Genomic DNA, 26,331 nt, shown 5'->3' on the forward strand with positions numbered 1-26,331 from the left:
AAACAGGTGATCAGAGTTTCACCAACAAGCATTTGATGGAGAGAACCCAATGAGCACAACGCAGTTATCGGTAAATCGCGAGGCCACCCGTCGGCGAATATTGCTGACCCTCAAGAAGTACAGCTACCTGATCGCCATGGTGCCCCTGTTGCTGCCGCCTCTGCTGCTGGCCGCCGGCCAGGCCACTGATCTGGTAAACCTTTTCTCCTGGGGCGTCCCCGTGGTCGTCTTCGGGATCATCCCTGTCTTGGACATGCTGCTCGGCAAGGATTCCCTGAACCCGGATGAAGAGACCGACGTGCCGCGGATGGTCGGCGAACGGTTCTATAAAGCGATTACCCTGGGCTGGGTGGCAGGCTTTGCAGCCTTACTGGTCTGGAGCATGCTGGAACTGGCTTCCGGCACCTTCAGCCTGGTGGGCAGTATTGGCTGGATCGTCTCCATCGGCATCGTCGGAGGCCTCGGCATCAACGTCGCCCACGAACTCATCCACAAAGACGAAAAACTCGAAACCCGGGCTGGCGGCTTCCTGCTGTCACTGGTCTGCTACGCCGGCTTCAAGGTCGAACACCTGCGCGGCCACCACGTACACGTATCCACCCCGGAAGACGCCTCCTCGTCACGCTATAACCAGTCCCTCTACAACTTCCTGCCCCAGGCCTACATGCGCAACTTCCTCAATGCCTGGAAACTGGAAGCCGAACGCCTGCAACGCAAAGGCCACAAAGCCCTCAGCTGGCGCAACGAACTGATCTGGTGGTACAGCATCAGCGCCCTGGCACTGACTGGTTTCACCATCGCCTTCGGCTGGCTCGGCGCCGTCTTCTTCCTGGGCCAAAGCTTCATCGCCTTCACCCTCCTGGAAATCGTCAACTACCTCGAACACTACGGCCTGCACCGGAGAAAACTCGAAAACGGCCGCTACGAACGCACCGGCCCCGAACACAGCTGGAACAGCAACTACTTCCTCACCAACGTCTTCCTGTTCCACCTGCAGCGCCACAGCGACCACCACGCCTGGGCCAAACGCCGCTACCAGATCCTCCGTCACCACGACGTAGCCCCCCAGCTCCCGGCCGGCTACTCCGCAATGATCGTCCTGGCAATGTTCCCCCCACTCTGGCGGCGGGTAATGAACCCAAGGGTAGAGGCTTATTACGAAGGAGAAGAACACCAGTTGGCATAATGTCTGCGGGCAAACCCCCCAAGCGGCCCAAACGAGATGCCGGCAACAAAGTGAGCCGGCCGGGGTATGAGGGGTAATTTCTGCAGGGAAACGAATGTCTGAGCAAAGCGAGTTCGGCTTCCCGAAAGAAATTACCCCTCATGCCTCGGCCAGCCCCCAAACCCAGATCGGCCTGAACCGATAGGCCACAAAAGCTTCAGAGCGTCTCTGAAGAAACGCCGGCCTAAAAAACCGGCCCTCAAGACCCCGGCGGTTCGTCTCTGGCCCCGGGGTCTTTTTTCACGCCCTTGAAATCCCCCTCAAACGCACACAGGTATAACCTCTGAATCCTGCGAAAAAAAAGGGAAAACCAACATGCCCAAGCATTTCGAACAGGCCCCTGGCCTACACGAAGAACCCGTTCCCGAAACCGAAGGTTACGTCTTCAACCAGACCATGATGCGCATCAAGGAACCCGAGCGCTCCATGGACTTCTACACCCGAGTGATGGGCATGCGCCTGGTTCGCAAACTGGACTTCCCCGAAATGAAGTTCACCCTGTATTTCCTTGGCTACCTTGATGATCGTCAGGCCGGCCTGGTGCCGCAGGACGATGCCCACCGCACCACCTACACCTTCGGCCGCGAAGCCATGCTTGAGCTGACCCACAACTGGGGCACCGAAGACGACAACGACTTCGCCTACCACAACGGAAACGACGAGCCCCAGGGCTTTGGCCACATTGGCGTAGCGGTGCCAGACGTTTACGCCGCCTGCGACCGCTTTGAAAAGCTCGGTGTGGAGTTTGTGAAAAAGCCGGACGACGGCAAGATGAAAGGCCTGGCCTTTATAAAAGACCCGGACGGCTACTGGATTGAAATCCTGCAGCCGGACATGCTTGAGAAGCAGCGCAAGGATGACTGATCTTCCTTACTCCGCACCGGCCTCCTGGCCGGCTGCGGGTTTACGGCCGTAGCGGGAGGCCACCACCACCGCTGCGGTCAGTATCAGTGCCCCCGCAATACCAATCGGCCCCAGAATCTCCTCCAGAAACACCCACGCCAGCAGTGCCACAAACAGCGGTTCCAGAGTCACGATGATGCTCGAAAGCGTAGCCGGTGTCGTCTTCATGCCAGTGAAGAAGCACACATACCCGATACAGGTTGGCACCACCCCCACATAAACCACCATCAGCCAGTGCCCGATACCAAGGGTTTCCAGCCCCTCGAATCCGCCAGACAGGGCGACCACCGGCAACAGAATCAGCGCCGCCGTGAAGAAACAGATAAACGCCGTGGTGAACACCGGAGTGCCGGCAGAGCTGTAACGGCTGGTGAGCGTGAAACCGGTGTACACACAGGCGGCCAGTAACGCCACCAGAATGCCCGCGAGTCGAAGTGTACCGGTGGTGTCCATATCGCTGAGAACCAGCATGCCTGTTCCCGCGATGGCGGCAAACAGCGACAGAACCGTCAAAAGGCTGGGCTTCTCTCCCAGAAGAGGCGCAGCAAGAATTGCCACCAGCACTGGCGGAAGGCAGAGCGTGATCAGGGTGGCGATGCCGGCACCGGTGAGGTCCACGGCCAGAAGGTAGCTGCCCTGATAGAACGCCTGGAACAGGCCAAGGGCGGCCAGCGGAATCAGGCTCTGGCGGGTCAGGCTTCGTAAGGAACTGCCGGGCACTTTAGCCCCCGGATTGGCCCGCTCAAGGCGCGCCTGCTCCCGTCGCATCAGCAGCCAGAAAAACGGCAAGGCCACGGCCAGTCGCAGGAAGCCCAACGTAATGGCCTGCAGTTCGGTACCGGTAAACAGAAATTTCGCAACAATGCCCGTGGTCGCCCATAGCAGGGCAGCCAGGGCGATCAACAGGGCGCCTTGGATCATTCAATAATCAACACAATCAGCTCTTTGGGACCGTGAACACCGTAAGCGAGGGTTTGCTCGATGTCGGCGGTTTTGGAAGGGCCTGAGATTAGCAGGGCATTGGTCGGCATGCCAGCGGCCCAGTTCTGGGCCTTCATGGCTTCATGGAAGGTGGTATAGAGCTCCGAGGCCTTGAGCACGGCAATGTGCACCGGGGGTACCAGGCTCATCAACCTGGGTTCATCCTCGTTCGGCCACAGGATCAGCGAGCCGGTCTCGGCAATACCGCCGCGGGTGGACGTAATGCTGGCGTCCACCTCGTTGAACAGGTGCGCCTGCCAGCTTTCGATCGGTTCGTCGTAGATTAACAGTTCCGGCAGATCGTCACGGCCGGCATCGCGAAGGGCCTGGCCGATTTCGTGCTGCTTCGGAATCAGCAGATTCCTGGCACCGCGAGTGTTCAGCAGCTCGGCCAGGCGATCCATCCACATGTCTTCGGTGCAGTGGTGCACCTCGCCGTGAACCGATTCGATCATCTTTTCAAACCGCTCGATCCGCTCCTTTGTCGACCAGTCATCCCGTACCAGAACAGAAAAGTCGCATTCCGGCACCGTCAGTTCGCCGCCGGTGCGATTGCGAAGACGCTGAAGAATCGTTTCCCGGGAACTCATTGGCCACGCTCCTTCATCCGCTGGTGCAGGGTTTTGGCCGCCAGTTTGGGCGCCGTGCGGTAATCGGTCCAGGCGCCGGCTTTCGAGGGCTGCAACGCCCTGAATTTGCTGGCGGTACCGGTGCCAAATCGGTAAATGCCGGGGCTGGCATGCATCCAGGCCCAGCCTTTCCAGATCATCGCTTCCATGGAGCTGCGCTTGGCCCCGTGGCCGCGTACCTTGGCCGGATGAAGTTTGTCACCATCCACCGATTCCTGGCGCAGCCGCACCAACAGATCGGGTATGGGAATCTTCACCGGGCAGACCTCACCGCAGGCGCCACACAGGCTGGAGGCGCTGGGCAGATGCCGGCCTTCGTCCAGGCCAATCAGGTGCGGCATCAGGATCTTGCCGATGGGCCCCGGATAGGTGGTGCCATAGGCATGGCCGCCTACCCGTGTGTACACCGGGCAGTGGTTCATGCAGGCGCCACAACGGATGCAGCGCAGGGTGTCCAGCAGCTCGTCGTCCTGGTAGATCGACGAACGGCCGTTATCCACCAGCACCAGATGCACTTTTTCTGGCCCGTCCAGCTCCTCGGCCTTGCGGGGGCCGGAAATCATGTTGAAGTAGGTGGTGATGTGCTGGCCGGTGGCAGACCGGGTCAGCAGGGCGAGCAGGGCAGAGACGTCCTCCATGCTCGGCACCACTTTCTCGATACCGGTAACGGCAATATGGCACTTGGGCACCGTGGTGGTCATCCGGCCGTTGCCTTCGTTCTCCACCAGGCAAAGTGTGCCGGTTTCGGCCACCGCAAAGTTAACCCCGGAAACGCCCACATCAGCATTCATAAACTTTTCCCGCAGCTGCTGGCGGGCGCTGGCGGTGAGGTATTCCACATCGTTGGAGAGATCCGTGCCGGTTTTGTCGTGCAACAACTGGGAGATCTCACAGGTGTTCTTATGAATCGCCGGCATGATGATGTGCGATGGCGTTTCATCCGCCAACTGCACGATGTACTCGCCCAGGTCTGATTCCAGGGCTTCGATCCCCTGTTCCTCAAGGTAATGGTTCAGTTCCATTTCCTCGGAGACCATGGATTTCCCCTTGATCACCGTCTTGGCATCCCGGGCCTTGCAGATATCCCGCACAATCCGGCAGGCCTCATCACCATCCACCGCCCAGTGCACCTTGATGCCGTTTTCGATCAGCTTTTTTTCTAGCTGCTCCAGCAAATCTGGCAGATTGGCCAGGGCGCGGAGGCGGACGTTGGCACCGAGATCACGGAGGGTTTCCAGATCCCAGCCCTCGAACGCCGTCTTGCGCTTGGACATCAGCCCGTCCATGGCGCTGCGGAAATTCTTGCGGATCTTGGGGTCGTGAATGGCCGCCTGAGCCCGCGGGTGGAATTGTTTTACGTCGATGTGATGGCCAGTGTGCTCGGCTGTCTCACTCATGACTGCTGCCCCCCTTTGCCCTGGGTGCGCGACCACAGGAAACTGAGAATGTGCTGGCCTTCAACAGGCTTCTGGTTCTTCTCGGCGTAGCCGGCGATGTTCATCAGGCAGCCGCAATCGGTAGTGACAAACTGCCGGGTGCCGGTATCCACCAGTGCGTCCACCTTCTCGCTTACCATGGCGCTGGAAATCTCCGGGTGGCGAACCGCAAAGGTGCCGCCGAAACCGCAGCATTCCTCCGGCCGGATCTGCTCTACCAGGTTCACGTTTTTGAGTTGTCCCAGCAGTTTTGGTCCAACTTCGGCCACGCCCATTTCCCGGCGGGCGGAGCAGGAGGTGTGCATGGCCACGGTGGTAGGCTCACCCAGGTCTTCAAGTTTGATGTGGCACACATTGAGCAGAAAATCCGTCAGCTCCCAGACCCGGCCCGCAACCTCAGCGGCTTTCACCTCATCCGTGGTGTCCTTGAACAGGTCGGGGTAGTGCTTGCGCATCATCCCGCCACAGGAGCCGGATGGCACCACAATGGGCCAGTCGCCGGGGAACAGGTCGAGCTGGGCCCTGGCTACTGATCGGGCCTGGTCGTGGTAACCGGAGGTGTAGGCTGGCTGGCCACAGCAGGTCTGGTTCTGGGGAAACAGCACCTCAATGCCTTCACGTTCCAGGAGTTCCACGCCGGCAATGCCCGCATCGGGGTAGAAAATGTCCACCAGACAGGTGCCGTAGAAATAGACTTTCGCGGGTTTTGCAGGATAAACCTTGATCGGATCAACCATGTGCGGGTGCTCAACGGTTTTTGAATTGTTATCCAGCAATAATAGGGTGGCGAGCGCGGTGTTGCCAGACGACTTTATGGGCAGCCGGAAAGAGGAAGGAGGGGGATTCAGAAAGAAGAGGGGCAGCGGCAGCGCGCCACTGCCCGGGGTATTACTTCACGGTGAGGCGCGAGGCATTTTTCTCGATGGTACGTTCGCCAATGCCCTTCACATTCGTCAGGTCTGCGGTAACCGCAAAAGGACCATTCGCTTCGCGATAGGCAACGATGGCTTCGGCCTTGCTCTGGCCAATGCCGTTCAGGCTGGCGAGGGTAGCCACATCGGCGGTGTTGATGTTGATAGCGGCGTCCTGGGCGTAGGCAAAACCGGTAACCAGGCTGAACAGCAGAACAAGTGTGGCGAAAAGCGGTGTGCGCTTCATGTAATTGAGCTCCTGAGACAAATTTGCGTTATTGGTGTTGTGCCAGGGGCGCAAAGCAGCTGAAGCGAAATGTAAGAAGAGAGCAGAAATGTCTTGGGGATGGGGAGTGCACGGACGGGACCACATTCCTTGTGATCCCCGATTCCGTGGCTGACCCCTGCCTGTTCCCTCAGGCGTGCGACTCATCCTGAGCGCGTCTTCCCTGTGATCATCCCTGTAAGCCCTGATCCTTCGGGCAACTCCCGAGCCGCGGAGGGCTCTTCCCTGGAGTTCTCATCCTTGAGCCAACGTTCCTTGCTGGCTTGTCATCCCTGACACTGACCATTCTACTGTGGTTCGAATTCCTACCTATCGGAGAATCGCTCCATGGTTTGTACGATATGTCTTACAGGTATGTAAGCATGCGGGTAACATGGGGTCAGATGAAATTTTCATCTGACCCCGCTTTCACTGGGCCTGAGAGGCAATTTATTGCTCATTGCGGTGTGCAGCAGCCGCCTCACGGATTCGCTCCATGGTGATTTCCCGCACGGCCTTCTGACTGGCACGGATATGACGGGTGAGACGTTCCGCCGCCTCGCTTGCCTGCCCGTTGCGCAGTGCCTCCAGAATTGCGGCATGCTCCACGTAAGTGGCATCAATACGCTCGTCCCGGCTGAAGTCCAGGCGCCGCACAATTCTCAGCCTGTCGGTGATCTCACGATGAATTCGTGTCATCTCCCGGTTTCCGGCAGCGGCCACCAGATCGCAGTGAAAGCTCTCGTCCAACATCCTGACGGTGCTGCCCACCGCGCGCTCGGATGGATGGTCCGGGTTCCAGAGGGCTACCAGGGTTCGCAGTGCTTCAGGCTCTTCAGGCAGGTTGCAGATCTTGTGCACTGCCGCCCGTTCGAGGGTGATGCGCAGGTCATAGAGTTCCTCCACCTGCTGGAAATCGAATGGCTTTACCTGCCAGCCACTGCGGAACAGCACCTCCACATGGCCCTCCCGCTGCAAACGGTAGAGCGCCTCCCGAACCGGGGTCCGGCTGGCGTTCAGACGGCTTCCTACATCCCCCTCGCTGAATCTGTCACCGGGGATCAGACGGAACTCGAAGATGTCCGCTTTCAGGGCCTCATACACCCTGTCTGCCACGGACTCTTTTCGTCTAGGGTTTGCCATTGGCTCCGTTTTCCCTCTTAGGGCGCCAGATTGCCCCGTTATTTTTTGGCTCTTGAGGCGATATAGGCGCGCCAGCCACCGAACTCAGTCACGTCCTCTGCGCCTTCGAAACCGTAGCCCTCGCAGATAAAACCGTTTACCCATCGGCCATCGGCCAGTTCTACGTTACCAATGCCCAGCGGAGCGGGTATCAGGTCTATAAAGGAGCCAAAAGCCGAGGCGGGCATTTCCCAGACTTCCACAATGATTTCCCTGCCTTCGCCAGGGGCCGCCCGTTTCAGCCCGGGCTTCGGCGGTGTGGTGTTTGGCAGGGCGAACAGCCGGTAGTTGGCAGACGTTGTGGTTTGCTCAAGCAGTACCGAATAGCGCTCGCTGAGCTGCGTGTTCAATGGCATGCCACTGAGATGGGCGCCGACAACAGCCACCTTGATGGTGGGCGTGGAAATGGCGGCCCCGGGTGTCTCCTCGGGGCGGTCTTTGCCGGTAGCGCCCAGGGGTGTCGGGTGGGAATTCAGCCACTGGCAGGCCAGGCGTTGCAGCTCAGCGTCTTTCCAGGCGCCACTGATCAGGGTAACGCCGAAAGGAAGGCCGTCGTCCCGGAAGCCGGCAGGAATAGCCAGCGCGCTCATTTCGGCCAGATTCACGAAATTGGTGTAGGTGCCAAGTTGGCTGTTGAGGACGACCGGATCGGCGTTTACCGCCTCGATCGTGGGCGCCGTGGGTGCGGTGGGCACTAAAAGGGCATCCACCTCAGCCAGCAGCTGGTCGATCTGGCGCTGCAGCTCTTCCTTGCGATACTGGGCCTTGAAGGTATCGGTAGCACTGAAGTTTCCGGCTTTGCTGATGATGCCTTTAACCACCGGATTCATATCATCGCCGTGGGTGGCCATGAACGATTCCACCGCCGCATGACGTTCAGCCACCCAGGGGCCTTCGTAAAGCAGCGCGGCCAGTTCCAGCATAGGGCTGAAATCAAGCGGGACCAGTTCCACATCCTGCTGACGCCATTGGCTGATGGCGGTGTTCCAGGCCGCTTCCGCCTGCTGATCGCCGTACCATTGCGGGTGTTCAGGAATCGCCAGCCGCTTGATGGGGCCGGGCCGGCGCAGGGCGGCGCCATCCAGAGGCAGCGCGTAGGGGGGCTTGCGAGAAAACGCATCGTCGGCGTCGAAACCCGCCATGGTATCCGAGACCAGCCCGGCGTCATTCACGGTGAGCGCAAAAATGGACACGCAATCCAGTGAACGACAAGCCGGCACCACGCCGCGAATGCTGAACAGGCCCTTGGTTGGTTTCAGCCCCACCAGATTGTTCAGCCCGGCAGGCACACGGCCGGAGCCGGCGGTGTCGGTACCCAGGGCAAAAGGCACCAGGCCTCTTGCCACCACGGAAGCCGAACCGGAGCTGGACCCGCCGCTCACGACGTCCGGTTTGAAGCTGTTGGGCACGGCACCGTAGGGAGAGCGAGTGCCCACCAACCCGGTCGCGAACTGGTCCAAGTTGGTTTTGCCAATGACGATTGCGCCGGCGGCCTTGAGTCTGGCTACGGTGGTGGCGTCTTCTTTCGGGGTGTAGGCAAAGGCCGGGCAGGCCGCGGTTGTCTCGAATCCTGCCGCATCAATATTGTCCTTCGCGGCAAACGGAATGCCGTAGAGGGGCAGGTTGTCGATCTCGCCACCGGCGCTCTGGAGATGCAGTTCCAGCTCGGCAAGCGCCTTATCCAAACCCTTTTGATCCAGAAGCGAGATCCAGGCGACGTCTGTTGCGTCCAGGCCGGTCAGCAGCTCACCCAGCAATGACTCGGGCGTAGCGCCCTCTTTGTAGGCGTTCTGCCAGTCCTTGATGGTCCATCCAAGCGTTGAAGGCATTGCATATCCTCATGTGCATTATGAACTTGTATACATGTGCTTTCGCAATGCTTGTGCCATTCGCGGGATTTTCTTGATAGTGCCTTGAAAACAGATATTTATGAGCTGCTTTGAAGCACATCCGGGGTCTGGAGTGCCCGGGCAGGGTGCGCCCGCACCAATTGGGGGCCGTGAAGGTGTCCGTTTCAGGGTCGCCGGGCACTCTCGGGGCTGAAGATGGCCCTTGTATACTAGATAAAGCATTGTTTTTACGTGAGATGTGAGGTTTCTGGAACAGCTAATGCAGAGGAGGGAAGCGTTTTAAGACGAATGGCACAACCTGACTAAAAACGAAAAGGATGACGATAATGAGCTTCAAAAAACACGTGAAACTTGGCCTTTCTGCACTCGCTCTCTCCATCTCTTTTAACTCCGTGGCGGCGGAAGATCCGATCAAAGTGGGCATTCTGCACTCTTTGTCCGGCACCATGGCAATCAGTGAAACCGTTCTGAAAGACACCGTTGAAATGCTGATCGAACAGCAAAACGCCAAAGGCGGTGTGCTCGGTCGTCAGATGGAAGCGGTTGTTGTAGACCCCGCCTCCAACTGGCCGCTGTTCGCCGAGAAAGCCCGCGAGCTTCTGGCCCAGGAAAAAGTTGACGTAATCTTCGGTAACTGGACCTCGGTTTCCCGTAAGTCCGTACTGCCGGTAGTGGAAGAGCTGAACGGCCTTCTGTTCTACCCGGTTCAGTACGAGGGTGAAGAATCCTCCGAAAACGTTTTCTACACCGGCGCTGCGCCCAACCAGCAGGCGATTCCTGCGGTTAACTACCTGATGAACGAAATCGGTGTCGAGCGCTGGGTACTAGCAGGTACCGACTACGTGTACCCGCGCACTACCAACAAGATCCTTGAGACTTACCTGATGGACATGGGTGTGGCCAAGGAAGACATCATGATCAACTACACGCCGTTTGGTCACTCCGACTGGCAGAACATTGTTTCTGACATCAAGCGCTTCGGCTCTGCCGGCAAGAAGACCGCGGTCGTTTCCACCATCAACGGTGACGCCAACGTGCCCTTCTACCGTGAACTGGGTAACCAGGGCATCGCTGCATCCGACATCCCGGTCGTTGCTTTCTCCGTGGGCGAGCAGGAACTCTCCGGCATCGACACCGGCCCGCTGGTTGGCCACCTGGCAGCCTGGAACTACTTCATGAGCGTGGACAACGACGCCAACTACGACTTCATCGACCAGTGGATCGAGCACACCGGCAATGATGAAGCGGTTACCAACGACCCGATGGAAGCGCACTACATCGGCTTCAACATGTACGTGGAAGCGGTCAAGAAGGCCGGCACCACAGATGTTGACGCGGTAAAAGACGCCATCATCGGTGTGACTGTACCCAACCTCACCGGTGGCTACGCCGCCATGATGCCCAACCACCACATCACCAAGCCGGTGCTGATCGGCGAGATCCAGGACAACGGCCAGTTCTCTGTGGTTTGGGAAACCTCTGGTCTGGTCGCGGGCGATGCCTGGTCTGACTACCTGCCTGGTTCGCGGGACATGATTGCAGATTGGCGCAAGCCGTTGTTCTGCGGAACGTTCAACACCGCAACCGGCACCTGTGGCGCGTCTGCGGGCGAAATGGCCGCTGAAGCCGAGTAAGGCGATAGTGGCATAGCACCATGGACAACCGGGGGTGGCTGACGTTGCCCCCGGCTGTTGCCCCGCAACACGTTTTCAACAGACAGGACACTCTCATGAGCATCTGCCGATCGCTCACATTGCTGCTTATCGCCCTGTTTTCCCTGTTATCGCTACCTGCAACGGCGCAGGAAGACGACCCTGGCAAGGCTCTGCTGATCAACCTGGCAGAGGCGCCGGCCAGCAAAGTGGAAGAGGCGATTAACGCCATTGTCAGCAGTGGTGATGAAAGAGCCAGGGGCTGGCTCGAAGCCTACGGAAGCAACCGCCTGAGCCGGATAAAAGACACCGGGCAGGTGGTATTGGTACTGAACAACCGGGGCAGGGACTGGGAAATCGCAGATCCGCTGACCGGAGAGAACATGGGTGAAATGTCCCGCCGTGAGCTGGACAGAGTCGCCATCAATAACCGTATACGGGGCCAGCTTGAAGGCATACTCGCCATGCTGGACCTGAATGCCAAAGACCCGGATGTGCGTGAAGCCTCCGCACAGGACATGATGGGTAAAGTGGATGCCTCGCTGGTGGAGCCGCTGGAAGCTCAGCTGGCGAAGGAAGAAGACGCCGGCGTACGCAACCGCATTGAAGAAGCCATTGCCATTTACCGGGTAGGTGAGGGCAACCTGGAGGCCGTGGATGTGCTCGCCGGCAGCCTGCACCCCCGCGCCCGCGCAGCCCTGAACGAAGCCGTTCGAGGTGACAACGAGGCGCTGGCCGACCGTGCCGCCAAGGCCCTCGAAAGCATAGAACAGAAACTCCAACTGAACCGCGCCGCCGAGACCCTGTATTTCGGCCTCTCCCTTGGTTCGGTTCTGGTACTCGCCGCCATCGGCCTGGCCATCACCTTTGGCGTTATGGGCGTGATCAACATGGCCCACGGCGAACTGATCATGCTGGGTGCCTACACCACCTGGGGCATGCAGCAACTCTTTCCCGGCCAACCCGGGCTGGCGCTGATCCTGTCGATTCCCGCCGGGTTCATGGTTGCCGCCACCGCCGGCATCATTATTGAGCGAAGCGTCATCCAGTACCTCAAAGGCCGGCCGCTGGAAACCCTGTTGGCCACCTTCGGCATCAGCCTGATCCTGCAGCAGCTGGTGCGCACCGTGATCTCTCCTCAGAACCGTACCGTGGTAACGCCGGACTGGATGAGCGGCTCCCTGGTGATCAACGACGCGCTTTCGCTGACCCTGAACCGCCTCTACGTATTGGCCTTTGCATTGATTGTCTTCGCCGGGCTGATGCTGATCATGCGCAAGACCCGCCTGGGCCTGGAAGTGCGCGCCGTTACCCAGAACCGGGCCATGGCCCGATCCATGGGCATCCGCGCCACCCGGGTAGACATCATGACCTTTGCCCTCGGCTCCGGCGTGGCCGGTCTGGCCGGGGTTGCGCTGTCCCAGCTCACCAACGTGGGCCCGAACCTGGGCCAGAACTACATCATCGATTCCTTCATGGTGGTGGTGTTCGGCGGCGTTGGTAACCTCTGGGGCACGCTCATTGCCGGGCTCTCCCTGGGCACCATCAACCAGCTGCTCGAACCCTGGGCCGGTGCCGTACTCGCCAAGATCATCGTGTTGGTGTTCATCATCCTGTTCATCCAGAAACGGCCGAAGGGGCTCTTCCCCCAGAAAGGCCGGGCAGCGGAGGGTTAAGTTATGTGGTTAACAAGACCCTTACAGGAACGTTCAACCCAAATCTTTCTCGGCGTGCTGTTCTCGGCCGTGGTGCTGGTGACCTTCCTTCACCTGTTCATGCCCCAGGACAGCGCCCTGCACGTGAGCGCCTTTACCGTCACGCTGCTTGGCAAATACCTCTGCTACGCCCTGCTGGCGGTGGCGGTGGACCTGGTATGGGGTTACCTCGGTATCCTCAGCCTGGGCCATGGCGCCTTCTTTGCCCTCGGCGGCTATGCCATGGGCATGTATCTGATGCGCCAGATTGGTGATCGCGGCGTGTATGGCGACCCGATCCTGCCGGACTTCATGGTGTTCCTGAACTGGCAGGAGCTGCCCTGGTTCTGGCACGGGTTCGACATGGCCTGGTTTGCCTTCATCATGGTGCTGCTGGCCCCGGGCCTGCTGGCGCTGGTGTTCGGCTTCCTGGCGTTCCGCTCACGAGTAACCGGGGTATACCTCTCCATCATCACCCAGGCGCTTACCTTCGCGCTGATGCTGGCCTTCTTCCGAAACGAGATGGGCTTTGGCGGCAACAACGGCCTCACTGACTTCAAAGACATTCTCGGCTTTAACCTGCGTACCGACGCCACTCGCCTCGGGCTGTTCATTGCCACCGGTATCGCCCTGGCCATTGGCTACGTGATTTGCCGGGGCATTGTGACCAGCAAGCTGGGCCGGGTGAGTGTGGCCTGCCGGGATGCCGAAGCCCGAACCCGCTTCCTGGGTTACCGGGTGGAGCGGGTGCAGCTGTTCGTGTTCGTGGTCTCCGCCATGCTGGCGGGTGTGGCCGGCGCTCTGTATGTGCCTCAAGTAGGCATCATCAACCCCAGCGAATTCTCGCCGCTGTTCTCCATCGAGATCGTGGTGTGGGTGGCCCTGGGTGGCCGGGCAACCCTCTACGGCGCGGTGATCGGGGCCATTCTGGTGAACTACGCCAAAACCGTGTTTACCGGCATCATGCCGGACGCCTGGCTGTTCGCCCTTGGCGGCCTGTTCGTGCTGGTAACCGTGTTCCTGCCCAAGGGCATTGCCGGGCTGCTGCAGAAGCGCCGGAAAGCCAGGGAAGATGACGATACCCCCACCGCGCAGGAGGCGACTGTATGAGCTTTTTTCAGGAGCTGACTGACCGCGAGCATGTGTTCGAGTTTCTGACCCAGGTGCAGTCCCCGGTGGACGTGCGCCACGGGCCGATCCTGTACCTGGAAGACGTGAACGTGAGCTTTGACGGCTTCAAGGCCATCAACAACCTCAACCTCACCATCGACGATGGCGAGCTGCGCTGCATCATCGGCCCTAACGGCGCGGGTAAAACCACCATGATGGACATCATCACCGGTAAAACCCGGCCCGACACCGGCTCGGTGTGGTTTGGCAGCCGCCACAACCTGCTCACCATGAACGAGCCGGACATCGCCAGCCTGGGCATCGGCCGCAAGTTCCAGAAACCCACGGTGTTTGAAGCGCTCACCGTGTTCGAAAACCTGGAGCTGGCCATGGCGACGGACAAGCGGGTGTTCCCCACGCTCACCGCCATCATGAAAGCCGAATACCGCGACCGCATCGACGAAGTATTGGAGATGATCGGCCTGGAATCCCTGCGCGACCGCCTTGCCGGCATCCTCTCCCACGGCCAGAAACAGTGGCTGGAAATCGGCATGTTGCTGATGCAGAAACCCCGGCTGTTGCTGGTGGACGAACCGGTGGCGGGCATGACCGAGCAGGAAATGGAACGCACCGCCGAACTGCTCACCAGCCTCGCCGGCAAACAGTCGGTGGTGGTGGTGGAGCACGATATGGGCTTCGTGCGCTCCATCGCCCGCAAGGTGACCGTTCTGCACCAGGGCAGCGTGCTGGCCGAAGGCTCCATGGACCAGGTCTCCAACGATCCGGAAGTGATCAAGGTGTATCTCGGGGAGGAGGCGTGATGCTGAAGATTGAAAAGCTCAACCAGTTCTATGGCGAAAGCCACACCCTCTGGGATCTGGACCTGGATGTGCCCCAGGGCCAGTGCACCTGCGTGATGGGCCGCAACGGCGTGGGCAAGACCACCCTGATGAAATGCATCATGGGTGAGGAAACCACCAAAAGCGGCAGCATCGAATTCGCCGGCGACGTGGAACTCACCAAAAAGAAAGTGGAAGACCGCTCCCGCCTCGGCATTGGCTACGTGCCCCAGGGCCGGCAGATCTTTCCGCTGCTGACCGTGGAAGAAAACCTGCGCACCGGCCTGGCCGTGCGCAAGGACGGCAGCAAGAAAATCCCCGAGCGGGTGTACGAACTGTTCCCGGTGCTGAAGGAAATGCGCCACCGCCGCGGCGGTGACCTCTCCGGCGGCCAGCAGCAGCAACTGGCCATCGGCCGCGCCCTGGTGATCGAGCCGCGCCTGCTTATCCTCGACGAACCGGGTGAGGGCATCCAGCCCAACATCGTGGCCCAGATTGGCGAGGTAATCCGCAAGCTCATCGAGGAAGACGGCCTGACCGTGTTGCTGGTGGAACAGAAGCTTCCGTTCGCCCGCAAGTATGCCGACCGGTTTGCCATCCTCGACCGGGGTCGCCGGGTGGCGGAAGACGAGATTGCCGGCCTGACCGATGAACTCATCAAGAAGCACCTGACGGTATGACGGTTTTTGAACGCATCGAACCCGCCCACGACTCCGGCCACCGTTTCGACGCTGGTCGGCACTGGGCCGCGTCCATTGCCCTGGGCTTCGACGCCCGGCCGGATGGCAGCAACACCGCCACCCGGATGACCCACGTGCGCCATAAAGGCCCGTTGCGGGTGCAACGTCCCTTCTATCCGGAAGGCCGCCATGGCTGCTGCCACGTGTACCTGCTGCATCCGCCGGGCGGATTGGTGAGTGGCGATGCTCTCAGTATCGAGGCTCGGGTAGGTAAAGACTCACACACCCTGCTGACCACGCCAGCGGCGGCCAAGCTCTACAAGGCCGACAGCCACGGCGTGGCCTGGGCCCAGCACACCCGGCTGAAGGTGGAGCAGGGCGGCATTCTCGAATACCTGCCCCAGGAAACCCTGGCGTTTGATGGCTCCCGGGGCGAACAGAGCACCACCATCGAACTGGAAGCCGGCGCCCGATGCATCGGCTGGGAAATCCTCGCCCTCGGCCGCCCGGCCAGCAATCTGCCGTTTGTCTCGGGCCACCTGGAGCAGAAATTCCGCCTGCTGATGGACGGCCGCCCCCTGTGGCTGGAACGCCAGCTTATGGAACCGGACCACGCCAGGTTCAAAGGCCACTGGGGCCAGGGCGGCGCCACCGTACAGGCAACCCTCTGGGTGGTTGGCCTGGACGACGAAGCCGCCGCCATTGAGCAACTCAGGGAAACCTTGCCGGAAAGCCACCGCTGGGCGGTGACCCGCCGAAGGGGTGTGGTGCTGCTGCGCTACCTGGGGCAGGAACGAAACGAAGCCTGGGCGCTGTGCCAGCAAGCCTGGGAACTGATCAGACCAAGACTCACCGGCCAGCCTGCCAGCGTTCCCCGAATCTGGCTGACCTGAATAACAAGCAGAATGCGACGCGATCAACGGAGCAAACAACGATGGAATTAACGCCAAGAGACAAAGACAAACTGCTGCTGTTCACCGCAGCCCTGCTGGCCGAGCGCCGCAAAGCCAAAGGCCTGAAGCTCAACTACCCGGAAGCCGTGGCCCTGATCAGCGCCGAAATCATGGAAGGCGCTCGCGAGGGCCGTACCGTGGCGGAGCTGATGACCGCCGGCACCGAAGTCCTCACCCGTGATGACGTGATGGACGGCATCGCCGAAATGGTCGACGAAGTGCAGGTGGAAGCCACCTTCCCCGATGGCACCAAGCTCGTCACTGTCCACAACCCGATTGTCTAAGGAGCAGACGCCATGATTCCAGGTGAATACCAGCTCAAAGACGGCGACATCGAACTCTGTGAAGGCCGTGAGCGCATCCAGATAGAGGTGGCCAATACCGGCGACCGCCCGATCCAGATCGGCTCTCACTACCACTTTGCCGAAGCCAACCCGGCGCTAGATTTCGACCGCGCCAAGGCCCGTGGCTACCGCCTGGATGTGGCGGCCGGCACAGCCATCCGCTTCGAACCCGGGCAGAGCCGCGAAGTAACGCTGATCCCGTTCGCGGGCGGCCGTGAAATCTACGGTTTCCGGCAGGAAGTCATGGGCAAACTGGAGGGCCAGAAATGAAAATTACCCGACAAGCCTACGCCGACATGTACGGCCCAACCACCGGCGACAGGGTACGGCTCGGCGACACCGACCTGTGGATTGAAGTGGAAAGCGACGCCGCCCACTACGGCGACGAAGTAAAATTCGGCGGCGGCAAGGTTATCCGCGACGGCATGGGCCAGAGCCAGCGCGCCGATTCGGCAGTGATGGACACCGTGATCACCAACGCCCTGATTCTCGACTGGTGGGGCATCGTCAAAGCCGACGTGGGCATCCAGAAAGGCCGCATCGCCGCCATTGGCAAAGCCGGCAACCCGGACACCCAGCCGGACGTGACCATCGTGATCGGCCCCGGCACTGAAATCATCGCCGGAGAGGGCAAAATCCTCACCGCCGGCGGCATTGACGCCCACATCCACTTCATCTGCCCCCAGCAGGTGGAAGAAGCGCTGATGAGTGGGATTACCACCATGCTCGGTGGCGGCACCGGCCCGGCCACGGGCACCAACGCCACCACCTGCACGCCGGGCCCCTGGCACATTGGCAAGATGCTCCAGGCGGTGGATTCCCTGCCCATGAACATCGGCTTCCTGGGCAAGGGCAACGCCTCCCTGCCGGAATCCCTGGAACTGCAAATCCAGGCCGGCGCCATCGGTCTGAAACTGCATGAAGACTGGGGCACCACCCCGGCCAGCATCGACAACTGCCTCACGGTGGCGGACAAATACGACGTGCAGGTGGCGATCCACACCGACACCCTGAACGAATCCGGATTTGTGGAAGACACCTTGGCCGCGTTCAAGGGGCGCTGCATCCATACCTACCACACCGAAGGCGCCGGCGGCGGCCACGCACCGGACATCATCACCGCCTGCTCTAAGGATTACGTGCTGCCGTCGTCCACCAACCCGACCCGGCCCTACACCGTGAACACCATCGACGAACACCTGGACATGCTGATGGTGTGCCACCACCTGGACCCGAACATCCCGGAAGACGTCGCCTTCGCCGACTCCCGCATCCGCCGCGAGACCATCGCCGCCGAGGATATCCTGCAGGACATGGGCGTGATCTCCATGATCGCTTCCGACTCCCAGGCCATGGGCCGCGTGGGCGAAGTGGTGTGCCGCACCTGGCAGACCGCCCACAAGATGAAACAGCAGCGCGGCCTGTTGCCGGAGGACGAAGACCTGGGCGCCGACAACCTGCGCGCCAAACGCTACATCGCCAAGTACACCATCAACCCGGCCATCACCCATGGCATCGCCCATGAAGTGGGTTCCGTGGAAGTGGGCAAGCTGGCGGACCTGGTGCTCTGGAGCCCGGCGTTTTTCGGCGTGAAGCCGGCCACCATTCTCAAGGGCGGCATGATTGCCGCCGCGCCCATGGGCGACCCGAACGCCTCGATTCCCACGCCCCAGCCAGTGCATTACCGGCCGATGTTCGGCGCCTTCGGCAAGGCCGCCAGTGCCACCCGCCTGAGCTTTGTGAGCCAGGCGGCGATTGATGCCGGTGTTGGCAAAGAGCTTGGCCTGGACAGCCCGTTATCCGCCTGTAAGGGCGTGCGTGACGTGCGCAAGGGCGACATGAAACTGAACGACGCGTGCCCGCACATCACTGTGGACCCGCAAACCTACGAAGTGCATGCCGATGGCGAACTGCTCACCTGTGAGCCCGCCACCGAGCTGCCGCTGGCTCAGCGCTATCATCTCTTTTAGTCAATACAGCTCAAGGCTGTTCTGAGCCGGGGATAAGAGGACATTGTTATGTTGGAACTGATTGAACGCATCGGTGACGTGAAATCCACCGGCATCGATACCAGCGAGATTCTGGACAACCTGATCCTGCCTTACGAGCTGCGTATCCGTGGCCGGCTGCGCGCCACCACCGAAACCAACGTGGACGTAGGCCTGTTCCTGGATCGCGGCCCGGTTCTGAGGGACGGCGATCTGCTGCAGGCCAGAACCGGCGAGATCGTACGCATTCGCGCCGCCGAAGAGCAGGTAGTGACGGCGCGCATCAAGTCCGGCCAGCCGCTGGCCCGCCTGTGCTATCACCTGGGCAACCGCCACGTAACGCTGGCCATTGGTGAAGACGAGCAGGGCAGCTTCGTGCGCTTCCCGCCGGATCACGTGCTGGAAGAGCTGGCTGAACGCCTGGGCGCCACCGTGGTACACCACACCGCCCCGTTTGATCCCGAGCCCGGCGCCTACTCCCAGGCTGGCCATTCTCATGGGCACGGCCACGGCCATTCACACGATCACGACCACGGGCACAGCCATGGCCACAGTCATAAACACACCCACTGAGGCCGCCACCCCGCAGGTGGACGACCTGGCATTGCTGGGCCTGATGCAACTGGTCAGCCCCGCACTGCCCATCGGCGCCTTCGCCTGGTCCCAGGGCCTGGAAAGCGCCTTTGAACTGGGCTGGGTGAATAACGAAGCCGAACTGGCCCAGTGGATTGAAGGCGTGTTGGAAGACGGCCTCAGCCGCTGCGAACTGCCCCTGCTGGTGCGCTTGCAGACCGCCTGGGCCGAAGGCGATGCCATTACGCTGGCAAAGTGGAACGACTGGCTGCACGCCACCCGGGAAACCGCCGAACTGAGCGACGAAGACACCCGCCTTGGCGGCGCCCTCGTCACGCTATTGCGCAACCTGGAGCTGCTGCCCGAGCCACACCTGATTCCGGAAGAGCCCGGCTACATCACCATGTTCGCCTGGGCCGCCCACAAACGCTTTGTGCCCGTGCGCCAGACGCTGCTCGGCTTTGCTTGGGCCTGGCTGGAAAACCAGCTTGCGGTGGCCTGCAAGGCTTTGCCCCTCGGCCATACCGCCGCACAGCGCATTATCGAACGTCTGCGGCCGCAACTCGCTGTGGCGGTGGACACGGCCCTGGAACGAAACGATCACGAACTCGGGCCCATCCTGCCGGGACTGGCGCTCGGAAGTGCCCTGCACGAAACACAGTATTCACGGCTTTTCAGAAGCTGAATAACAATTGAGGAGATCTGCCATGACACATTGTCTGAGAGTTGGAGTGGGTGGCCCGGTTGGTTCCGGCAAAACCGCCCTGTTGCGCCAGTTGTGCAAAGCCCTGCGGGACCACTACGACATCGCCGTGGTGACCAACGACATCTACACGCGGGAAGACGCCGACTTCCTCCTGCGCCACGAAGCCCTGGCCGCAGACCGCATCCTCGGCGTGGAAACCGGCGGCTGCCCGCACACCGCCATTCGTGAGGACGCCTCCATGAACCTGGCGGCCATCGACGACCTGCAAAACCGCCACCCGAACCTGGAACTGGTACTGGTGGAATCCGGCGGTGACAACCTATCCGCCACCTTCAGCCCGGAACTGAGCGACCTCACCCTGTACGTGATCGACGTCTCCGCCGGCGACAAGATCCCCCGCAAAGGCGGCCCCGGCATCACCAAATCCGACCTGCTGATCATCAACAAGATCGACATCGCCGAACAGGTGCACGCCTCCCTGGATGTGATGGAGCGGGACAGCAAGAAAATGCGCGGCGAACGCCCCTTCGTGTTCACCAACCTGTACGACGGGGTAGGGCTGGAGACGATTATCAGCTTCATTCTGGAGCGCGGCATGTTGCCGGAGCGCCGGCCTGAAAAGCTTGCTGAGACCGCTTAAAGACACCGGATTTTGAGATTTAAACGAACGACGGAGAGACAACCATGAAACTGACTAACCGAATGACTCTGACTGCCTGCCTGCTTCTGATCTCTGGCGTTGCCTTTGGCCATTCCGGCCACGAAGCCCTTGGCGATGGTGTGCATTTTGAATACTTCCTGGCGGCCGGTGCGGCTGTGGCTATTGGCATCTATGCGCTGATGCGGCACAAGCGGGACCGGCAAGACTAACGCTCACATTGGCGGCGCCCAAGCAACTCAGTATTGGGTCGGCCGAACAAAAAGTAACAATAAAACAAAAAGCTGCGAGGCGTTGCCTCGCAGCTTTTTTTGCATCGTGTTTGATTTACTTTTCTATGTGGAGAAGACATGGAGAGCTGAGGTAGGCTAGGGTAAGTTGTATTTCAGTCGGCGAGGGACGCATTTACTATCAGAAAGCACTACTAATCGACGCCAAAAAAGGTCTAGGTTCTTTCAGACTCAGGCTCCTCGAGCGCCTTGTATTTTTGAAGACGGGAGTTTGCCCTCGTTTGCCTGCCTTTTGGGTGATTATAGTTTTATAGGAAACTTCGATTAAAAATTAAACTATAGGGTTTTTTTAAATGGAACTTCATGGTGTTTTACCTAGTATAGAGTCTTTAAAGATATTCAATCTTCATGGGGAGAGAGATATTACCCTTACAATGACTGAGGGTGTAAAAATATTAGTTGGTGATAATGGGTCTGGTAAGACGACAGTTCTTCACTGTCTTTATTCACTATTGTCAATGAATTTCCACAAGCTTTCTAAAATCGAATTCGATTCCATTGAGCTTAGGTTTTCCTCTGGTGATTCTTTAACAATTGATAGTGAAGAAGTCTCCTCTGGATCATATTTGGAAGTGGTCGATCACCCCGCGATTGACGATTTTACAAGTGTTATCAGTCCCGACGATCTAGTTAGTTTGTTGAAGCTGTCGGATACTGAGTCTTATATTAGAGTAAGTAGGCATCCCGCATTTTTACGTCTAACTCGAAAATCACATCATAGTTCTAGAGATATTTATCACCGGCTCCGTCATGTTGTCCGTCGTAGTCGTCCGTCACTAAATGCCGGTTTGGATAAGCTGGACGAAAAAAAAGAGTTAATTAAGAAAAACTTTCCTTTTCCTGTATATTATCTGCCAACTTATCGTCGTGTCGAAGAAGATCTTAAAAATCTTGGATATTTTGATGAGGATTTTGAGAGTAAAGAGCAGTTGATTCAATTCGGTATGAGTGATGTAAAACATCGATTTGACAGGATAAGAAATGAACTGAGGGAGTCCGCTGTTAGTCTTTACACGAATCTAAACGGAAAAATGCTTACTCAGTTAACTACAGACTTTCAAGCTACAGAGGAGCAGTTTTCTAAGATATTTAATACTGAAGCGCTTAGGATCGTATTGGCGCGAGTAGGCGATAGCATATCTTCGGAAGTGAAGGATCGAATTCTACTTCTTATTGAAAATAAAGCTATAAAGCAAGAGCGTTATCATCCGCTTGTTTTTGTTTTGAGTAATTTGATTGATGTGTACGACGAGCAAAAAGAGATGGATGACTCTATAAAAGAGTTTGTAAAGGTAGCTAACAGTTATCTTGTTGACAAAAAGTTTTTATATGACGAGAATAAGGTAGAAATCAAAATAATAAATAAACGAAACGATAGCTCTGTGGGGCTTGAAAAGTTATCGTCTGGTGAGAAGCAATTGGTCTCTATTTTCTCCAAATTGTATTTGGAGCAATCTGAAAAATATGCGGTCATATTTGATGAGCCAGAGTTGTCACTTTCTATCGAGTGGCAGGAAACACTTCTTACCGATATTCTGAAATCCAATAAGTGTTCATTTTTATTGGCAGCCACTCACTCTCCATTTGTTTTCGATAATGAGTTAGATGATTTGACCGGCAGCTTGAAGATCGAATACAAGGAAGGTGAGTGATGAGTAGCAGGGCTGAAAATATGAGAGAAAAACGCTCAGCTACTGCTGTTGGACTTGCTAGGCTGATTAAAGCACACTCAAAGGCAGAGGATGTTTTAATATGCGTTTTTGAAGGGGAAGATGCGAAATATTACGGCATTAGGGTTGATAGCATAGTTAGTCCTGAATATCGGACCAATATTTCCTGTAAAGGCAAGGAAAACTTGCTAAAACTTAGAGAAAAGGTTAGCTCAAATCCAAATTTATCCTCGGCGAAAGTATTATATTTTATCGATAGAGATTTTGATTTTGATGATGTTGGTGATGAGTTTACGTACGTTACCCCGTGCTACTCAATAGAAAATTTATATGTGTCTGTCGAATCTTTGCGGAAGTTCTTGGTCGATGAGATTGGTATGTGTGAAATCGATAATTCTGAGGATGTCGACTTCATTGTTGATAAATTTTTATTTTTGAAGTCGCAATTTTTAAATAAAACAAAGGAGCTTAATGCTTGGATTCTTTGCCAAGTTAGAGAGTCTTACATTGATGATTCGGTAAAGCTTAATCTTAATAATTACGACATAAAAAAGTTCGTTAATATCTCTCTGGATTCAGTTGTTAGTAATTACAACATGGATAAGTTGGTAGAGCTGTTTCCCGATTCGGCAGAAGTAAAAGTTGATTCGGTCGAGTCTGCAAAGGTGGAAATCGAAGCTCGTGGGGGGCAAGAATATGTACGAGGAAAATATTATTTGGAATTCTTCAGAGAGTATCTAGGTTTGATCTGCAATGAGATTCAGGGTGATAGTCAGATAGTGTCCTATAAAAAGAAAGTAAGGGTGAATCTTAGTAAGAGTAATGTCCTATCAGATCTTTCTCAGTATGCTGACACCCCCGTGTGTCTTGTAGATTTTCTTCGCAATGCCGCGGACAGGTTTGGGTACGCGTAGGAATGTAATTATTTCCGATATCTAGGCAGGTTTCTTTCTGGCGTCTTTGGTGACTCAAAGCCAGGTTGGGTCACCACCGGCGTTATACTTTAGGCTGGGTTTGACTGTTTGGCTTACAATCAATGGCATTAGTAAGTATGACCGCCGTGTCATCCTGATAATTGATATACCTTTTTGACGAACCGTCCTTTTGAAAACCTAGGCAGATATATTTTCCGAGACACTTTTGCCTAGAAAGCAGTTTTAGCCCGTTGATGGCCGTTTAATCACCGCCAATGCTACTGTTGCCAAGCGCTCCAAAACAAGCACAAGGAGACAGCCACGAGAGGTAATAAGATTAAGATGGTCGCCGGTGATTTCACTGAAAGCTACGAAACGATGTTGGTGTTTCGGGCACTGTAGGGGGCCATCACCAGAGTCCAGCGAGAAACCGGGACAGATCTATTTTTCCGGACTTTTGATATAGAGAACGTTCTTATCTCGTATTGTCATCTCGAAGAGCTCACTGGCCCGGATAAGATCGCTCAGCTTCTTGTACCCGTAGTTCACGGGGGAGAAAGAGCTGTTATTGGAAATGTACTGGCCAACCTTGCCCAGATGGGCCCAACCATCATCATCAGCCGTCTGTTCCACCGCAGTTCGTAGGGTCCGCACCAGCAAGGTGTCGCCCCTCAGTTTGTTCCGTCCCCACTTGGTTTCGGCGGTTGGTTTTGGCGTGCCGCCGTTGCTGACGTTATCGGGTTCCTCAGTATCCTCGCGAAGGTTCTCTGTGTAGATGAATTGCGAGCAGGCGTTCACGAAGGGCATTGGGGTTTTGCGCTCGCCGAAGCCAAAGACTGGTAGGCCGGCCTCAAGGATTCGCATGACCAGGGGCGTAAAGTCGGAATCGCTGGTCATGAGGGCGAACGCATCGACGTTTCCGCTGTAGAGCAGGTCCATGGCGTCAATGATCATTGAGGCATCGGTAGCGTTCTTGCCGGTTGTATAGGCAAACTGCTGAACCGGTCGGATGGCGTTAGCGTGCAGCTTTTCGATCCAGCCACCCAGCTGGGGACCGTTCCAGTTTCCGTGGGCGTGGCGCACGTTCACAGCCCCGTATTTGGCGAGTTCCTGAAGTACCCCTTCGATGGATTGGTGACTGACGTTGTCACAGTCGATGAGTAGAGCGATTTTGTAGTTGCTGTTCATCGTGCTTGAGCTGTCCTTGTCTCCGATGGTGATTCTGAATACTAGCAGCAAAGCCAGAACCGCGGAAAACCGGGACAGATCTATTATTGCGGTTATTTGGGTAAGCTGGCGCGCTTTTCCGGAGACATTCCCTTTTCCCACTCAGCCTCATCGCCCGGCGCCGGCAAAAACCGCCCAAACTCGATCATCTGGGTGGCCGGAATGTCCTGCAGATAGATCCAGACATCTTCATTTTTGATGTCCGCGATTTGGGCGATTTGTTCAAGCATCTGGCTCATCAGGGCCTGTTTGATCTCAATGCTTCTGCCATCCCGCACCAGGCCGTGAACATACACCTGAGGCGCTGTGCTCATTCTGCCACCCACAAAGTGGTCGCCCTCATTGGCCGCAGAAAACAGAACCTGGGCAAAGAACCGGGGAGCGCCGGTTTGGGCGCTGTGGGAAGCTGTGATGGCCTCGGCGATCTGTGATTTCTGCTGCGGCGACAGAGACAGATTCGCGACCGTGACGGTGTAAGTGGGCATGGGAAACTCCTGTCATAGGTTGTGCGTTTGCACTGGATCTCGCCACTATTGGAGTGAGACGGGCTTGTTTCACTATAGCAACGCTTATCTGCCGGGCCCCGGCGATTTATGCTGCCGATCACGGTGGGGCGGTTGCAGGTGAGTGAAGACGGTGTGGTTTGTGAGATTATTGAACTGCCGGTTAGATCGTGAAGCAATGGGCTATCCTGAGACTCTCGACCTTCAAGCATGCGAGCCAAACAATGATCGAAACGCCCCTGGAATTTCAGAGCGATGGTACAACCTGCCGCGGTGTTCTCTATACGCCGGATGCCGACAGTAAAGGTTTACCGTGTGTCGTCATGGCTCATGGTTTTGGACTGACTCATGCCAGTGGTCTGGCACCTTTTAAAGAAGCCTTCTGCAATGCGGGTTATGCGGTCTTTGCCTTTGACTACCGCCATTTCGGTGACAGTGATGGCCAGCCACGGCAGACGCTGAGCCCTTGGAAGGAAGTGGCAGATTGGTTGGCGGCACTGACTTTTGTGCGGCAGCTGGACCGTGTCGATGGCAGCCGTATTTGCCTGTGGGGAACGTCGTTCTCTGGCGGGCTGGTGATTGCGGCTGCGGCAAAGGATGGGAACGTAAAATGCACCATCTCCCAATGCCCGATGATGGATGGTCTGGCGTCTTTGCTGGGGGTTGTCGGCTACGCCGGTCTAATGCAGGCAATGCGCCTGACCTGGCACGGAACGGTCGACTGGCTTCGTCGTGGGCTGGGGATGTCTCCCCGGTATATTGCATCTGCCGGCCGTCCCGGCGAGTTGGGCATGATGACCGCTGAGGACTGCCACGAGGGGTATGTTCCCTTGCTGGCCGATAACGCGTCGAATTACGTCGCAGCGGGTGTGAGTTATGCCATTCCTCTTTTCCGGCCCATCCGGTTGGCCAGCAAAGTCGCCTGCCCGGCACTGGTGTTGATTTGCGACCACGATACGGTCGCCCCGGCTAGTGCTGCGGTCAAAGCGGCCGAGAGAATGCCGAACGCGGAAGTGAAGCACTATCCGGTCGGCCATTTTGATGTCTATCGGGGCGAAGCTCTGGATCGGTCCATCGAAGATCAGCTGGATTTCCTGGCCCGGTTTTTACGGTGACAGCGAAAACCGGGGCAGAGCTATTTTGGATGG

Annotated in this window: 27 protein-coding genes; 18 read left to right on the top strand and 9 right to left on the bottom strand. The window is 57.6% G+C overall.

Annotated elements, in window-relative coordinates; all coding sequences use genetic code 11:
• Positions 1–49: 49 nt before the first annotated feature.
• Both CFB02_RS00660 and gloA read left to right on the top strand, forming a co-directional pair.
• Entirely contained in the window at positions 50–1,186 is a 1,137-nt protein-coding gene (locus CFB02_RS00660) for an alkane 1-monooxygenase (RefSeq protein ID WP_088556445.1), read from the top strand.
• A 354-nt stretch (positions 1,187–1,540) separates the two neighbouring features.
• On the top strand, positions 1,541–2,089 hold the full coding sequence (gloA, locus tag CFB02_RS00665) for a lactoylglutathione lyase (protein WP_088556446.1): 549 nt from the start codon (positions 1,541–1,543) through the stop codon (positions 2,087–2,089).
• Positions 2,090–2,095: 6 nt separating this feature from the next.
• Here the strand turns inward: gloA and CFB02_RS00670 are convergent, their stop codons facing one another.
• The 7 genes from CFB02_RS00670 to atzF all read right to left on the bottom strand — a co-directional run bounded on the left by CFB02_RS00670 (position 2,096) and on the right by atzF (position 9,361).
• The gene (locus CFB02_RS00670; protein ID WP_088556448.1) at positions 2,096–3,049 is read right to left on the bottom strand and encodes a DMT family transporter; all 954 of its coding nucleotides are present in this window, start codon (positions 3,047–3,049) and stop codon (positions 2,096–2,098) included.
• Positions 3,046–3,699: a LutC/YkgG family protein gene (locus CFB02_RS00675; RefSeq protein WP_088556450.1), complete on the bottom strand. Its 654-nt coding sequence runs from the start codon at positions 3,697–3,699 to the stop codon at positions 3,046–3,048. The genes CFB02_RS00670 and CFB02_RS00675 overlap by 4 nt, the downstream gene beginning before the upstream one ends.
• The gene (locus CFB02_RS00680) at positions 3,696–5,135 is read right to left on the bottom strand and encodes a LutB/LldF family L-lactate oxidation iron-sulfur protein (protein ID WP_088556451.1); all 1,440 of its coding nucleotides are present in this window, start codon (positions 5,133–5,135) and stop codon (positions 3,696–3,698) included. The genes CFB02_RS00675 and CFB02_RS00680 overlap by 4 nt, the downstream gene beginning before the upstream one ends.
• Positions 5,132–5,911 (bottom strand): (Fe-S)-binding protein, encoded by a 780-nt coding sequence (locus tag CFB02_RS00685; RefSeq protein ID WP_088556453.1) that lies wholly within the window; start codon positions 5,909–5,911, stop codon positions 5,132–5,134. The genes CFB02_RS00680 and CFB02_RS00685 overlap by 4 nt, the downstream gene beginning before the upstream one ends.
• A 151-nt stretch (positions 5,912–6,062) precedes the next feature.
• Positions 6,063–6,332 (bottom strand): ComEA family DNA-binding protein, encoded by a 270-nt coding sequence (locus CFB02_RS00690; RefSeq protein ID WP_088556454.1) that lies wholly within the window; start codon positions 6,330–6,332, stop codon positions 6,063–6,065.
• Positions 6,333–6,800: 468 nt separating this feature from the next.
• Positions 6,801–7,493, bottom strand: a complete 693-nt coding sequence (locus tag CFB02_RS00695) for a GntR family transcriptional regulator (RefSeq protein ID WP_088556456.1) — start codon at positions 7,491–7,493, stop codon at positions 6,801–6,803.
• 38 nt (positions 7,494–7,531) lie between these two features.
• Entirely contained in the window at positions 7,532–9,361 is a 1,830-nt protein-coding gene (atzF, locus tag CFB02_RS00700; RefSeq protein WP_088556457.1) for an allophanate hydrolase, read from the bottom strand.
• A gap of 347 nt (positions 9,362–9,708) precedes the next feature.
• Here atzF and urtA point away from each other — a divergent pair, with 347 nt between their 5' ends.
• From urtA to CFB02_RS00775, 15 genes are all read left to right on the top strand, one after another.
• Positions 9,709–11,016, top strand: coding sequence for an urea ABC transporter substrate-binding protein (gene urtA / locus CFB02_RS00705; RefSeq protein ID WP_088556458.1), 1,308 nt, complete (start codon positions 9,709–9,711; stop codon positions 11,014–11,016).
• 95 nt (positions 11,017–11,111) lie between these two features.
• Positions 11,112–12,710 carry an urea ABC transporter permease subunit UrtB gene (urtB, locus tag CFB02_RS00710; RefSeq protein ID WP_088556460.1) on the top strand — a complete coding sequence of 533 codons (1,599 nt, stop codon included), beginning with the start codon at positions 11,112–11,114 and terminating at the stop codon, positions 12,708–12,710.
• Between the two features lie 3 nt (positions 12,711–12,713).
• The gene (gene urtC, locus CFB02_RS00715; RefSeq protein WP_062781283.1) at positions 12,714–13,838 is read left to right on the top strand and encodes an urea ABC transporter permease subunit UrtC; all 1,125 of its coding nucleotides are present in this window, start codon (positions 12,714–12,716) and stop codon (positions 13,836–13,838) included.
• Positions 13,835–14,659 (top strand): urea ABC transporter ATP-binding protein UrtD, encoded by an 825-nt coding sequence (urtD, locus tag CFB02_RS00720; protein ID WP_062781285.1) that lies wholly within the window; start codon positions 13,835–13,837, stop codon positions 14,657–14,659. Before urtC ends, urtD begins: the two co-directional genes overlap by 4 nt.
• Positions 14,659–15,357 (top strand): urea ABC transporter ATP-binding subunit UrtE, encoded by a 699-nt coding sequence (urtE, locus tag CFB02_RS00725; RefSeq protein WP_008175218.1) that lies wholly within the window; start codon positions 14,659–14,661, stop codon positions 15,355–15,357. Before urtD ends, urtE begins: the two co-directional genes overlap by 1 nt.
• Positions 15,354–16,250: an urease accessory protein UreD gene (locus CFB02_RS00730; protein ID WP_088556461.1), complete on the top strand. Its 897-nt coding sequence runs from the start codon at positions 15,354–15,356 to the stop codon at positions 16,248–16,250. The genes urtE and CFB02_RS00730 overlap by 4 nt, the downstream gene beginning before the upstream one ends.
• Before the next feature lie 41 nt (positions 16,251–16,291).
• The gene (ureA, locus tag CFB02_RS00735; RefSeq protein WP_008175208.1) at positions 16,292–16,594 is read left to right on the top strand and encodes an urease subunit gamma; all 303 of its coding nucleotides are present in this window, start codon (positions 16,292–16,294) and stop codon (positions 16,592–16,594) included.
• Positions 16,595–16,606: 12 nt separating this feature from the next.
• A complete protein-coding gene (locus CFB02_RS00740) occupies positions 16,607–16,924 on the top strand; it encodes an urease subunit beta (RefSeq protein WP_053112902.1) in 318 nt (105 codons plus the stop codon).
• On the top strand, positions 16,921–18,624 hold the full coding sequence (ureC, locus tag CFB02_RS00745) for an urease subunit alpha (RefSeq protein ID WP_088556463.1): 1,704 nt from the start codon (positions 16,921–16,923) through the stop codon (positions 18,622–18,624). Before CFB02_RS00740 ends, ureC begins: the two co-directional genes overlap by 4 nt.
• A gap of 48 nt (positions 18,625–18,672) precedes the next feature.
• Positions 18,673–19,215 carry an urease accessory protein UreE gene (gene ureE / locus CFB02_RS00750; RefSeq protein ID WP_088556465.1) on the top strand — a complete coding sequence of 181 codons (543 nt, stop codon included), beginning with the start codon at positions 18,673–18,675 and terminating at the stop codon, positions 19,213–19,215.
• On the top strand, positions 19,187–19,900 hold the full coding sequence (locus tag CFB02_RS00755; RefSeq protein ID WP_088556467.1) for an urease accessory protein UreF: 714 nt from the start codon (positions 19,187–19,189) through the stop codon (positions 19,898–19,900). The genes ureE and CFB02_RS00755 overlap by 29 nt, the downstream gene beginning before the upstream one ends.
• 22 nt (positions 19,901–19,922) lie before the next feature.
• On the top strand, positions 19,923–20,561 hold the full coding sequence (ureG, locus tag CFB02_RS00760; protein ID WP_041645525.1) for an urease accessory protein UreG: 639 nt from the start codon (positions 19,923–19,925) through the stop codon (positions 20,559–20,561).
• A gap of 44 nt (positions 20,562–20,605) precedes the next feature.
• On the top strand, positions 20,606–20,791 hold the full coding sequence (locus CFB02_RS00765; RefSeq protein WP_088556468.1) for a hypothetical protein: 186 nt from the start codon (positions 20,606–20,608) through the stop codon (positions 20,789–20,791).
• A gap of 371 nt (positions 20,792–21,162) precedes the next feature.
• Complete coding sequence (locus CFB02_RS00770; protein ID WP_088556469.1) at positions 21,163–22,521, top strand: AAA family ATPase; 1,359 nt, start codon at positions 21,163–21,165, stop codon at positions 22,519–22,521.
• On the top strand, positions 22,521–23,453 hold the full coding sequence (locus tag CFB02_RS00775; protein ID WP_088556470.1) for a DUF4435 domain-containing protein: 933 nt from the start codon (positions 22,521–22,523) through the stop codon (positions 23,451–23,453). The genes CFB02_RS00770 and CFB02_RS00775 overlap by 1 nt, the downstream gene beginning before the upstream one ends.
• Positions 23,454–23,894: 441 nt before the next feature.
• On the opposite strand, the gene CFB02_RS00780 is transcribed toward CFB02_RS00775, so the two are convergent.
• Together CFB02_RS00780 and CFB02_RS00785 are read right to left on the bottom strand one after the other, a co-directional pair.
• The gene (locus CFB02_RS00780; protein WP_088556471.1) at positions 23,895–24,641 is read right to left on the bottom strand and encodes an NYN domain-containing protein; all 747 of its coding nucleotides are present in this window, start codon (positions 24,639–24,641) and stop codon (positions 23,895–23,897) included.
• A 92-nt stretch (positions 24,642–24,733) separates the two neighbouring features.
• Entirely contained in the window at positions 24,734–25,165 is a 432-nt protein-coding gene (locus CFB02_RS00785) for a tautomerase family protein (RefSeq protein WP_088556472.1), read from the bottom strand.
• 242 nt (positions 25,166–25,407) lie between these two features.
• Between CFB02_RS00785 and CFB02_RS00790 the strand changes: the two genes are divergently transcribed.
• Positions 25,408–26,298 carry an alpha/beta fold hydrolase gene (locus CFB02_RS00790; RefSeq protein ID WP_088556473.1) on the top strand — a complete coding sequence of 297 codons (891 nt, stop codon included), beginning with the start codon at positions 25,408–25,410 and terminating at the stop codon, positions 26,296–26,298.
• The last annotated feature ends 33 nt before the right edge of the window (positions 26,299–26,331 follow it).

The organism is Marinobacter sp. es.042 (assembly GCF_900188315.1).
Lineage (GTDB): Bacteria > Pseudomonadota > Gammaproteobacteria > Pseudomonadales > Oleiphilaceae > Marinobacter.